The sequence below is a fragment of the Alkalimonas cellulosilytica genome, from assembly GCF_036325985.1.
GTDB classification, from domain to species: Bacteria; Pseudomonadota; Gammaproteobacteria; order Enterobacterales; family Alteromonadaceae; genus Alkalimonas; species Alkalimonas cellulosilytica.
Genome location: NZ_JAUHLI010000004.1, coordinates 1 through 11313, shown reverse-complemented (window position 1 = coordinate 11313; position 11313 = coordinate 1). Strand labels below are relative to the sequence as shown.

Annotated in this window: 12 protein-coding genes; 1 reads left to right on the top strand and 11 read right to left on the bottom strand. The window is 52.7% G+C overall.

Annotated elements, in window-relative coordinates:
• Nucleotides 1-3: 3 nt before the first annotated feature.
• The 11 genes from QWY20_RS04605 to QWY20_RS04555 all read right to left on the bottom strand — a co-directional run bounded on the left by QWY20_RS04605 (nucleotide 4) and on the right by QWY20_RS04555 (nucleotide 10057).
• Nucleotides 4-480 (bottom strand): prepilin-type N-terminal cleavage/methylation domain-containing protein, encoded by a 477-nt coding sequence (locus QWY20_RS04605; protein ID WP_330127864.1) that lies wholly within the window; start codon nucleotides 478-480, stop codon nucleotides 4-6.
• Nucleotides 481-499: 19 nt separating this feature from the next.
• Complete coding sequence (locus tag QWY20_RS04600; protein WP_330127863.1) at nucleotides 500-1054, bottom strand: type II secretion system protein; 555 nt, start codon at nucleotides 1052-1054, stop codon at nucleotides 500-502.
• A gap of 70 nt (nucleotides 1055-1124) precedes the next feature.
• Nucleotides 1125-2348, bottom strand: a complete 1224-nt coding sequence (locus QWY20_RS04595) for a type II secretion system F family protein (RefSeq protein WP_330127862.1) — start codon at nucleotides 2346-2348, stop codon at nucleotides 1125-1127.
• Nucleotides 2341-4074: a GspE/PulE family protein gene (locus QWY20_RS04590; RefSeq protein ID WP_330127861.1), complete on the bottom strand. Its 1734-nt coding sequence runs from the start codon at nucleotides 4072-4074 to the stop codon at nucleotides 2341-2343. The genes QWY20_RS04595 and QWY20_RS04590 overlap by 8 nt, the downstream gene beginning before the upstream one ends.
• Nucleotides 4075-4077: 3 nt before the next feature.
• A complete protein-coding gene (locus QWY20_RS04585; protein ID WP_330127860.1) occupies nucleotides 4078-5133 on the bottom strand; it encodes a tetratricopeptide repeat protein in 1056 nt (351 codons plus the stop codon).
• Nucleotides 5133-6023 (bottom strand): ExeA family protein, encoded by an 891-nt coding sequence (locus QWY20_RS04580; protein ID WP_330127859.1) that lies wholly within the window; start codon nucleotides 6021-6023, stop codon nucleotides 5133-5135. The genes QWY20_RS04585 and QWY20_RS04580 overlap by 1 nt, the downstream gene beginning before the upstream one ends.
• Before the next feature lie 9 nt (nucleotides 6024-6032).
• A complete protein-coding gene (mshL, locus tag QWY20_RS04575; protein ID WP_330127858.1) occupies nucleotides 6033-7700 on the bottom strand; it encodes a pilus (MSHA type) biogenesis protein MshL in 1668 nt (555 codons plus the stop codon).
• Nucleotides 7690-7962 carry a hypothetical protein gene (locus tag QWY20_RS04570; RefSeq protein ID WP_330127857.1) on the bottom strand — a complete coding sequence of 91 codons (273 nt, stop codon included), beginning with the start codon at nucleotides 7960-7962 and terminating at the stop codon, nucleotides 7690-7692. The genes mshL and QWY20_RS04570 overlap by 11 nt, the downstream gene beginning before the upstream one ends.
• 13 nt (nucleotides 7963-7975) lie before the next feature.
• Nucleotides 7976-8614: a hypothetical protein gene (locus QWY20_RS04565; RefSeq protein WP_330127856.1), complete on the bottom strand. Its 639-nt coding sequence runs from the start codon at nucleotides 8612-8614 to the stop codon at nucleotides 7976-7978.
• On the bottom strand, nucleotides 8611-9204 hold the full coding sequence (locus QWY20_RS04560) for a hypothetical protein (RefSeq protein ID WP_330127855.1): 594 nt from the start codon (nucleotides 9202-9204) through the stop codon (nucleotides 8611-8613). The genes QWY20_RS04565 and QWY20_RS04560 overlap by 4 nt, the downstream gene beginning before the upstream one ends.
• Nucleotides 9188-10057 (bottom strand): hypothetical protein, encoded by an 870-nt coding sequence (locus QWY20_RS04555; protein ID WP_330127854.1) that lies wholly within the window; start codon nucleotides 10055-10057, stop codon nucleotides 9188-9190. Before QWY20_RS04555 ends, QWY20_RS04560 begins: the two co-directional genes overlap by 17 nt.
• Nucleotides 10058-10234: 177 nt before the next feature.
• Here QWY20_RS04555 and QWY20_RS04550 point away from each other — a divergent pair, with 177 nt between their 5' ends.
• Nucleotides 10235-11164, top strand: a complete 930-nt coding sequence (locus tag QWY20_RS04550; RefSeq protein WP_330127853.1) for a 1-aminocyclopropane-1-carboxylate deaminase/D-cysteine desulfhydrase — start codon at nucleotides 10235-10237, stop codon at nucleotides 11162-11164.
• Nucleotides 11165-11313: the final 149 nt, after the last annotated feature.

Genomic DNA, 11313 nt, shown 5'->3' with positions numbered 1-11313 from the left:
GAACTAGCAGCCAGCCGCTTGCACAACAATGGTGGGCTTAGTGACAGGTGCATCCGGCTCAGTATACAGCACCTGGCAAGCTTGTGTTTCTGTTGCTGTATACTCAGTACCTGCTGGGGTAATCGCAATACTGGCAGGATCAGACGCGGGCACTGCAGCGACGGTCCACTCGCTGTTATCCAGATCCAGAATAATCGCCATCACCGCCACGGTCGCTGCCGGGTAACCATAAGCGGTAGCAATAGTCCCTGCCGGATCGGATACAGTCGCAGTTTCTTCATTCTGCACTCCGGCAATGATAGCTTTACCATACACCAACGCAGAGGCTGACTCCAAAGAACCCTTCACAGCATTTAAGGTACTGGCTCGAGCGTCCCCTGAAATGTTCAGAAAACGCGGGGCTGCCGTCACAGCCAGAATTCCAAGAATTACGATCACAATGATCAACTCTACCAATGTAAAACCTTGTTGTTTTTGCATAGCTGGCATCTTTGAGCCCTTATGGTTTATTTAAAAAGATACTGATTTGTCCGCTGGCCGGGTTGTAACTAAAACCGTTGCTGGCGGCAATACTGGTTGGCGCAGAGCCCAGACCAGTGGTTTGATGATAAAAACAGTCTGGTGCTTCGTATCGAACGAACAGGGTGTTCGAGGTTGCGAAGGTAGTACTGGCTGATGGTGGGTTTTGCAAAATCAGATTCAGTGTCTGCAAGCAGCGATCTGCACTCATGGCGCTGACATTGGTGTTGGTCACAGGTTCACCGGTAGGATAACCGCGGATGGTACCTTCGGTATTAATCCCCACCACAGCACCATCAACGGTGACCGAAGTCACATTGGCGCCAACATTGTCGACCGGCCGACCCGCCACTTCCCACTGAGCCCGCACCAACCCTACGGCAGATGCAAAGCCCCCGGCAATGCCCTCTACCGCAGCCTCTTCTGCTTGTTCGGTAATATTTAAAAATCGTGGCAGCGCAGTGGCGGCCAGTAAACCTAAGATGATGACCACAATCACCAGTTCGATCAGGGTAAAACCTGCTTGCTTTTTCATCGTCAATCTCCTGAGTTGCTTTGTTTTAGTATAGAGCGACTTGTTAAAATTACACGCTTTTTCGACAGTGCTAGTTTCCACCCCGGTAAGCGCTGAGCATATCCCACATCGGCGTAAAAATACCCAATGCCAGGATCAGCACCATCACCGCCACTATGGTGATCAGGATCGGCTCTATCCGGGCGGTCAGCGTTTTTAAATCGTAGGCCACTTCGCGTTCGTAGAAACTGGCGACTTCCGCCAACATAGCATCCATCTGGCCGGTTTCTTCGCCGACCGCCACCATTTGCATGACCAACGGGGTAAACATCTGGCTTTGGGCGCTCACCCGGTACAGACTCTCACCCCGTTCTATTTTTCGCCGCATCTCGCGAATTTTATCGCCCAGGTAAGCATTATCCACCGCTTCGGCCACCAGGCTAAGCGCTGTGGTCATCGGCACGCCGGCTTTTAGCATCAAACCAAAACTGCGGGCATAGCGCCCCAGCGTAGCGCGGTTGATAATGTCACCAACCAGCGGCACCCTTAGCTTAAAGTGTCCCCAGCGTACCCGGCCTTTATCGGTTTCAATGCTGTAGCGCAGCGCCACAACAGCCATGATCAGAACCAGTAACAACAGCCAGCCGTAATTCTGGAAAAATGAGGACGTTGCCAACAGCACCTGGGTGGACCAGGGCAGCTCTGCATTAAAACGGGCAAACATCGAGGCGAACTGTGGGATCACCAATAGATTCAAGATCACCATAGCCACTGCCAAGGCTATCAGTACAAAGGTCGGGTAACGGGTTGCTTGCTTGATCTGTTTACGCGTTTCCTGCTCTTGCTCCAGATATTCGGATAATTGCAAAAATGCTTCATCCAACCGACCGGTATTTTCACCCACATGGACAATACTCACCACTAAGCGACTAAATACCTTAGGGTGAGCAGACATCGCCACCGACAAAGTACGGCCTTTTTCCAGCTCATCACTGAGCTCATGCAATACCTGCTGCAGCCGGGGTGAGCTGGTACTGCTGGCCAGCCCTTCAATAGCACGGATCATCGGAATGCCTGCTTTCATCAAGGCATACATCTGTCGGCAAAACATAGTTAGCTCGGTCAGGTTGATGCCCCGGCGCCATTGCAGCCAATCGATCTTGGTTGCTGTTGGCTGCGCCATGGCTTCAATCATGACCGGGATCAGTTGGCGCTGACGCAGCATATCGGCTACACCAGCCTCGCTACCAGCCTCTATCTGCCCCTGGACTGAACGCCCCTGGTTATCGCGCGCCTGATAACGAAACTCAGCCATGCGCGCTGCCTACAGAGCTACCCTCTGTATCCAGGTACTCAGAAACACGGATCACTTCATCCAGGGTGGTGATGCCCTGCTGGGCATAATCCAGCGCCATCTGCCCCAAACTACGGAAATGTTCACTGTGATAAGCCAGCGACACAAAGCCTTCGTTATCCCCTCGCCGGAGTGCATCAGCCAGCGGCTTGGTCAGGATCAGCAACTCAAAGACCCCAACCCGGCCTTTAAAGCCGGTGTGGTGGCAAGATTGACAGCCCTTGCCATGCCAGTACTGAGCCGCAGGGTTCGCCTTACTATGCCGAAGCCAGTTTTGCTCCAGCTCATCGGGCTGGTATGGCTCCTTGCAATTGTCACACACCCGCCGTACCAGACGCTGTGCCAGAATAGCCCGCAGTGAGCTCGCCACCAGGTATGGGGCCGCCCCCATATCCACCAATCGTAAAGTACTGGTCACGGCATCGTTGGTATGCAGGGTCGAGAGCACCAGGTGCCCGGTCAGAGCGCCACGCAAACCCATTTCGGCAGTTTCCTGATCGCGCATCTCCCCCACCATGATAATGTCCGGATCTTGCCGCAACGAGGTTCGTAGTACTTCGCTAAACCCCAGCCCTATCTTGTAATTCACCTGCACCTGATTGATACGGGAGATGCGGTACTCGACCGGGTCTTCCACCGTAATGATTTTGCTCCCCTCCTGATTCAGTTCACTCAGTAGCCCATACAAGGTGGTGGTTTTACCCGAACCCGTCGGGCCGGTGACCAGAATCATGCCATGCGGGCTTTTAATCAACTGCCGCAACTTGCGGATAAAGTCAGCCGGCATGCCAGTTTGTTCCAGCGACAATAAACCAGCGGTTTGATCCAACAATCGCATCACCACTGACTCACCGTACTGCACCGGCATGGTGGATAGACGCACATCAATCTTATGCCCTTTCACCTGGATCTGAAAACGACCATCCTGCGGCAAACGTTTTTCTGAGATATCCAGATTGGCCATCAGCTTTAACCGCAGCACCAGTGCCGAAGCAATGCTGACCTCGTTCAGTGTACTCTCCTGCAACACCCCATCCACCCGCTGACGGATGCGGATTAGCTTTTCATCCGGTTCAATATGAATATCGGATGCTCGTACCTGCACCGCATCTTCAAACACCGACTGCAACAATTTGACAATGGTGGTATCCGACTCGGTATCGAGGTTCAGTGCATTGAAATCAAACTCACCGGTTTCGGCGTATTCTTCCTTGAGCTGGGTAGCAAAGCTTTCAATCTCTTTGGTACGGCGATACAAATTATTAAAAGCCTCCATCAGCTGGCTCTCACGTACCACCGCAATTTGAATGTGACGGGGCGCAAGCATCGGTGCCAACTGGTCCAATATGGACAAATCGGCTGGGTCGCTCATGCCTAACAAGGCTTGCTGATCGTTCGCTTCCAGCACCAGGGCTCTGGAGCGGCGGGCATGCACTTCGGGTAAGAGTTGCGCCACTTTCGGATCCAAGCGTTGTTGACTTAAATCGAGAAAAGGCACATTCAACTGCTGCGCTAAAAAATGCAGCAGTTCATCTTCCTGCAAGAGATTCAGATCGATCAGGGTGGCGCCCAGCTTTCGGCCAGTCAAACGTTGCTCTGCCAGTGCCTGCGCTAATTGCTGCTCGGTAATCATCTGCTCATGCACCAGCAAGTCACCCAGCCGCATTTTCAGTTTAGGTTTCGCCATTGCCTAGTTCAGCTCCTGTAACCGTTGCCGGATATATTCTTTGCTCACGGAGGTGAGATCATCCCCTAGCTGCAAGCTGCGTTGAAATTGGTTGACCGCTTGTTGACGCTGTCCCAGGGCATCAGAGCTTATCGCCATCCCTAACCACCAGCGGCCTTGCTGTGGCTCCAACCGGCCCAGATGCTCAAAAGCAGCCAGAGCTGCCTGATGCTCACCAAGTTGCTGCCAGGCTGCGGCACGCATAGCCAATTCAGCCGGTCGCAAGCTGGTTTCAGGCAACAATGCAAGTACCTGCAGCACCTGCGGCCACAACTGCTGCCTGGCATAACTGGCAGCAAGCAGTGGTGCCAGCTGCTGCGCATCCGCCCCCTGCTCTAACCCTAATTGCAGCCAATATTGACTGCCGGCTTCATAGCCGGCCTGCTGCGCCATCCTGGCCAGAGCCACATAAGCTTCAGCCTGCTGTGGTGCCAGGGCCTGTAGTTGCTGCCAATAGTTACGGGCTTCCGAGGTGCGGCCCCGCTGCTCGGCCTGCAGGCCTTGCTGACGCAGTTGTTGCTGCTGCTGAGCAAGGGTCAACTCTACTCGCTCCACGCTAAGCTGAGGCTGGACCAGCTCGGCAACTTGCATCTCGACCACGACGACTTGCTCCGTGTCAACCGCTTCACCCTTTGGAACCGGTTCAGGGGCGGCAGCCATCTCTTGCTCAGCAGTCTGCGGCTCGCTTTTGGTCTGCGGCAACAACGGCTCAATCTTAAGCAGTTGGCTTGTCTCTGTCCTATCGGGCTGCTGCGGTATCTTTGTCTCATCCGAAGGTATCAGCTGCAATGCCGTTGCGGGAGTTTCGGCTTGGGTTCGTAGTACAAATGCCTCCGGCTTGCTGCTAACGGGCATAAACCACCACAGCACCCAGGCTATCAGGATGCCCGCCAGACCAATCAACAGCCACAGCGGCAGACGATGCCGCACTGCGATAACCGGCGAAGGTGAGGATTGCACAGGCTCCTCCCCGGCTTTGCGCTGATCCAAGTCTTTGAGCATCTGATTGATCACACTCATCAAGGACCCCACTGCCAGAGTATGGCCCCAAAAAGAACGACAACCATCAGCACAGCAGCCAACCAGAGGAAAGCGGGTTCTGGTTGAACATCTTCCGTATCTTTTGCCGCCGCGCGGATATGCCACCAATTGATCTGTTGCAAGCCCCGGCCATAAGCCAGCATCAGGGCCTTATGGGCCAGTACGTTCACCAACCGGGGAATACCACGGCTACACTTCGCCAGACGCATTAGTGCTAAAGAACTAAAATGCAGCTGCGGATTCCCGGCAATACTTAACCGTGTCTGGACATAGGCGGCAACTTCCGCCGCGGTCATGGGACGTAATCGATAGGAAAAGCTGATGCGCTGACGCAACTGACGAAACTGATGCTTTGCCAGGCGCAGATCCAGCTCAGGTTGAGCAAACAGCACCACCTGCAATAATTTATGCTGTTCGGTTTCAAGGTTGGTGAGTAGACGCAGCGCCTCTAAGGTTTCATCTGGCAAGGCTTGCGCTTCATCAATCACCAGAATCACTTGCTGCTCCCTGGCAGCCAGGTGCAACAGATGCCGCTGCAGCAACTGATGCAATTGCTGTTGATCGATATTGCCCGAATACTGCAACCCAAGCTCAGCTGCCAGAGCCCAGCGCAGCTCCATCGGCGTTAAGGCCGGATCAGGCAGGTAAGCCAGACGCCAGTGCGCCGGAGCTGAATGCAACAGCTTGCGGCAGAGCAGCGTTTTGCCAGTACCGACTTCACCCGTTATCTTGATAAAGCCTTCACCCGCGTTTAACGCCGTCTGCAACACTTCAAAAGCTTGCTGGTGAGGTGCCAGCCCTACATAGAACGCCGTGTTCGGCGTCAGGCTAAATGGCAACTGCGTTAACGCGAAGTGCTGAAGATACATGCGCTGCCCCTAAGGGTACCAACGATTCAAACTATCTGCCGACTGTTGAATGTGTGGTTGCCATTGATCTGGCTCCACCACCACCGGTCGCAACAAAATCACCAGTTCCTTTTTCTGCTCCAGCGTATTCTTACTGGTAAAGAGTTGTCCTAACAATGGAATGGAGCCAAGGATCGGCGTGCGGGAGACCATATCGGTACTGACCGACTGCATCAGCCCCCCTATCACCACAATTTCCCCGCTACGGGCACGGATAATGGTATCAGACTCGCGAATATTACTGCGGGCCAGAGGCAGTACCACGTCTTCATTACTTAACCGAATGGTTTTAATTTGCTCGGCCGTCTCCGTCACCGAGGGATGCACATGCAAAATCACCTGGCCATGCTGATCTATTTGCGGTGTGACATCGAGCGCGATGCCGGAAAAAAAAGGCTGCAGCTCAATCGATGGTGTACTGATGGTGCCACCAACCGTCGCGGTAGTGTCGCTGCTGATGTTGGTCACGTAATACTCATCCTGGCCAACTTTGATCACGGCTTTCTGGTTGTTGATCGCAGTCACTCGGGGACTGGAAAGTACCTGGGCACTGCCCTGAGTTTCCAGCAAGTTGATCACACCCGCAAAGTCAGCATTACTGAAAGAGATGGCAGTCACACCACCCAGAGCCGCACTGGTGGTGTTCCCTGGCGTGACTCCTGAGGTGGTAAAATTAAAGTCAGTTGAGCGCACCGATGCCAGCGCATTGCTCCAGTTAATCCCTTGTTGGTATTCATCACTTAAGGTGACTTCAATGATACGGGCCTCCAGAATGACCTGACGCTGCAGGTGTTGTTCAGCAACGCCAAGGAAGGTTCGAACCGCCGCTATCTCCTCCGGCATGCCACGAACCGTCACCAAACCAGCCTGAGGACTAACCACTACCATCCGCTCAGGGCCAGAGCCCAACATCTGCTGCAGGCCGCTTTGCAAATCTTTCCAGAAATCGGTTTCACTCTCACTATGAATGTTACTACCACTAAACTGCTGCTGCATGCTTTGCTGCCCACCCAACATGGGATTTTGAGCCAGCGCCCCCGTTTGCTGACCAAAGCGGCCCGCTTGCTGGTTGCCACTGCGCATGTCTTGCGACACCCCACCAGAGTTTACCGAAATGGCTGAGAAACCACTGCGCTTTAACATCAGATAGTTCACGGCGATGGTTTCTGTTCTGAGCCCTGCCGGCATCACCTGGTACACCCGACCATGCCGCCGAATGTCAAAGCCATACAAATCCTGCACCACGGCTAAAGCCTCGGGCAACGTCACCTGTCGCAGGTTCAGACTGATGCGCCCTTGTACTTCAGGATGTACTGCGATGCTGTAGTCAGTATCCGCTACCAGTGAAGCAAAAAAGTCAGCCAACTCCACCTGAGTTGCGGCCACATTAAAGCGTGGCTGTATCATTACGGGCTCAGGCAAAGCGCTGGCCGTATTTAACAAGTCCTGCGTAACCGAAGGCGGCACACTGGTTGGTGTCTCTGAACTCATGGATTGCTGGCGCGCTGCAGCGGCTTGCTCGAGCTGAGCTTTTGCCTGCTGCGCCTGATGTCCGGCTTGCATCCCCTGACAACCACTCAGTACCAATGCGATAGCACAGCTCAAGGTTAACTGCTTGAAATAAGGTTTATTCGTCATTGTGCGTCATCTTTTGGAATAGAAATAATTGAAGTTGCTCACCAGCTCTTGCCAACACCACATGATCTGGCTGGATGGATTCCAGCACATAGCCATGGATGGTATCGCCAGCCTTCAGGAGGCTGCCATCGATCATGGCCAAAGAGTCAGCTCCCTGCCAACGGATCAAATGCAACTGGATGCTGGATGCCTCTTGCTGCTGTGCAGCCGTGGCAACGGCCCTGGCAGGACGGGTAGGATCTGCACTCGCGGCAAAACTCATCAACAACACGAGACTAAAGCTGAATAAAATCTGCATACTCCCCCACAGTGACAAGGTCAATCGAAAGTTCAGCCAATGGATGTTCCAGCACTCGATAATGCAAGCTTCGCCAGCCCAGCTGCCATGGCAACTGCTCCAGACTACTGAGTAACTCAGTCAGGCTTTGGTAGTTGCCCTGTATCACCATCCGAATACCGTGCTCATACAGCAGTGGTGTTTGCGCTTCATCATAAGCAACGGGCTGAGGCGTCATACTCTTTAAGGACATCAAACGTACCTGGCTCTCATTGAGCAACAGGCTTTGGAGCATAGGCAGCATTTTGTCAGCCCCAACAAAGTGAGCGGTACGCTCTGCCAACTGCAGTTCTAACTGACTTAAGCGCTGCTCTTGGCGCTGGATGCGTTCACGATGCTGTTGATTGATGTCACGGCCGAGCTCACCTTGTAAAGCAGCAATACCCAGTTCGGATTGCCGCACTTGCTCATGCACACTGGCCAGTTGAGTTTTCTGTTGCTGCATCAGCAACCAAGTCGGCTCCAGCAAAAGCACGAACAGCAACCAAACCAACAAGCCAAGACTGGCAAAAAACAGTAAACGGCGTTCTCTCAGTTGCAGTTGCTGAAATTTTTCTGTGAGCTGTTGCCAATTCATGATCCACTCCCCGGCAGTGCATCGACCCGAAACAACAAGAGCCCGTCCTCATCGGCATGATCCATGGTCAGACGCTGAAAACTCTGCCCGCGAAAATAAGGGTGCACAGCCAGGCGTGACAACCAGCGCGGAACTTCGGCTGAGCGTAGGGTGTAACCGCTGAAACTGCTGCGCTGTTGTTGTAACTGAAAATCGCTTAACCAGAGCTCAGGCGCATCGGCCGTGATTAAATGCGTCAAGACTTCAGAATACCGCACCTGTGGCTGCGTTTGTTGCTGCAATAACAGATCGATGCGCTCAATACGCTGGATCCGCATTTGCAGTCTTGACTGGGTTTGCAGCAACTCATTGGATGCTGTTCTTTGCTGCAGTAATTGCTGGAACTGCTCCTGTTGCTGCAGCTGCTGTGTGAGTTGCAACTGCGCTTGCTGCAAGCGGGTATCTAACTGTTTTTGCTGATAGCTTAGCCCACCCCAAAGCAGCACCAGTGCTGCAGCACAGCCACAGAGCAACACGCTAAGCTGAGGTAAACTCCATTGCTCAGCAACAGGTAAGAGTGATGGTTCAAACAGATTAACTTGCGTTTTCAAGACTGTCCTCCTGCGCAGCAAGTAGCTCTGTTCCCATAGCGGCAGCCAAAGGCACGGCAAATTGCACCTGTTGCACCAATGGTAAGTCAGGGAACCAAGGCGTAAAGTCGAGTATTTCGACCTTAGCAAAACCAAGCTCGCGGAAAAAAACAGCGATTTCTGCTTGCAGCTCGCTATCCAGAGCCAAACACAGGTGCCTGACCGGTGCTTGTTTCATCTGGCCTTCGAAATAGTCTACCGATCGCTGAACCTCCAGCCCTAATGTATCCAGATAGCCCTGCTGCAACGCATCCAGGCTGAGCTGCTCCAGCTGCTGTAAACCACGAATACGCCGGGAAAAACAAACCTGCTCCCCACGTACTATCATCATGGAAACATCTTGACCGCTGCGATGCGATAACACCAATATGGGTTGAGGCTGACGAGGAATAAACGCTTTGAACAACCATTCTTCCGGCAGAATAGTAGTGATCGACAAGTGGTTCTGATGGAAGCTTCGAACCAACTGTTGCAATAAATGCCTACTGCTCACCACCAGTTGCAACCGTTGCGCTTGTTGTTGATGCGAGCTTGGTAAGTCCAGATAATCAAACTGCATATCATCCAACTCTAACGAAACCAGCTCTTTTAACTGCCAGCGCAGGGCAGATTTTAATTCGGCGTCCGGTACTTGCGGTTTATCAACTTGTACCAATTGATAAAGCTCGGGTGACAGAACCAGGATAACTTCAGCGACAGCGGGCAACTCTTTTAAACAAAGCGCAAGCTGCTTACTCCAATCTTCCCCTTGAAAGCTTAGAGAGCGGCGAAACGTACACTCTACTGAGTGCTGTACTTTTGTTGCCACGATCATATGGCAGCTATCTTGCTGCCAATGCAGGGCTGCAATAGCATGATGATGAGCCTGTTTATCGAAAAGCTTTCGTAGCGATGCCCACATAAAGGATATAACCTGTTAGCTAAGTCGATATAATGAACGACTTTATTATTGTTGTCATTGTAGTCAGGTATCTTTCAGGTTTAGCTTAGCATGATGAACAAGAAGCCAGCAAATAACTGGCAACAAATCTGCGATCCATTATTTGATCAGCATGATCTAAGGCTTTGGTTATACCACCCTGCCCATCCATTCGATGTGCTCTCGGGCAATAAGCAACTGAAGCTTCACTATCCACTTAAAATAGCTCAGAAACAAGGCAAAAGGGGTGTTCTCACTTTTGGAGGCGCTTTTTCCAATCACCTGGCTGCGACTGCCAGCGCTTGCAAGCAACAAAGCATGGCTTCAATTGGCCTGGTGCGCACCGATCAGCTGGATGCTCACAACCCAACCTTGCAACACTGCCAAACTTCAGGCATGCACCTTGTGCCCCTCAGTCGCACTGAATATCGTATGCGTAGCGACTCTGACTGGTTAACGCAGTTACAGCAGCAGTACCCAGAATTTCTCATTGTGCCGGAAGGCGGTAGCTCTGCTCTTGGTGTACAGGGTGTTACTGAGCTGGATTTAACCCAAACTCCGCATGGCAATAGCCAGTATATTGTGACAGCCTCCGGCAGTGGCGGCACCCTGGCAGGCCTGGCTCTTGGTAACCCCGATGCCAAGGTGATAGGTATTGATGTGGTGAACGATATAAGCTTGCCGGATAAAATTAAGCAGTGGTGCCCACAAGCAAACAACTGGCAGCTGATCAGAGGTTATACCGGCAAGGGCTATGGCCGCTTTGATGCCGAGCTGCTGCAACTCTGTCTGGATTTCAGGCAGTGTCACCAGATCACGCTTGAACCGATCTACACTGGCAAAGCCATGTCTGCACTGTACCAGTTAATTGCACAGGGCTCATTTCCCAAAGGCAGCAGCATTAGCTTCTTCCACACCGGTGGCTTGCAAGGATTGGCGGGGTTACGCTATAGAGGGTTACTCTCTGAAGCTGACTATCAAATTCTAACGGCTCCATGCTAGTTGGTTGATGCATCGAACCGGCATGGCGACAAATTCGTCAGGAACGAATTTGGACTGCCGTAGGCAGGCCCGAAGGGCGAAACACAGGGAGGTGTTTCGCAATGCCACCCCGGTGGCTGGCGTGGGTGAGTGGTACTTCCGCGCAGCGG

Excerpts from the sequence above, each read along its gene's own strand:
- QWY20_RS04605 (WP_330127864.1), bottom strand. The coding sequence starts at position 480 with ATGCAAAAACAACAAGGTTTTACATTGGTAGAGTTGATCATTGTGATC.
- QWY20_RS04600 (WP_330127863.1), bottom strand. The coding sequence starts at position 1,054 with ATGAAAAAGCAAGCAGGTTTTACCCTGATCGAACTGGTGATTGTGGTC.
- QWY20_RS04565 (WP_330127856.1), bottom strand. The coding sequence starts at position 8,614 with ATGAATTGGCAACAGCTCACAGAAAAATTTCAGCAACTGCAACTGAGA.
- QWY20_RS04585 (WP_330127860.1), bottom strand. The coding sequence starts at position 5,133 with ATGAGTGTGATCAATCAGATGCTCAAAGACTTGGATCAGCGCAAAGCC.
- QWY20_RS04590 (WP_330127861.1), bottom strand. The coding sequence starts at position 4,074 with ATGGCGAAACCTAAACTGAAAATGCGGCTGGGTGACTTGCTGGTGCAT.
- QWY20_RS04580 (WP_330127859.1), bottom strand. The coding sequence starts at position 6,023 with ATGTATCTTCAGCACTTCGCGTTAACGCAGTTGCCATTTAGCCTGACG.
- mshL (WP_330127858.1), bottom strand. The coding sequence starts at position 7,700 with ATGACGAATAAACCTTATTTCAAGCAGTTAACCTTGAGCTGTGCTATC.
- QWY20_RS04555 (WP_330127854.1), bottom strand. The coding sequence starts at position 10,057 with ATGATCGTGGCAACAAAAGTACAGCACTCAGTAGAGTGTACGTTTCGC.
- QWY20_RS04595 (WP_330127862.1), bottom strand. The coding sequence starts at position 2,348 with ATGGCTGAGTTTCGTTATCAGGCGCGCGATAACCAGGGGCGTTCAGTC.
- QWY20_RS04570 (WP_330127857.1), bottom strand. The coding sequence starts at position 7,962 with ATGAGTTTTGCCGCGAGTGCAGATCCTACCCGTCCTGCCAGGGCCGTT.
- QWY20_RS04550 (WP_330127853.1), top strand. The coding sequence starts at position 10,235 with ATGATGAACAAGAAGCCAGCAAATAACTGGCAACAAATCTGCGATCCA.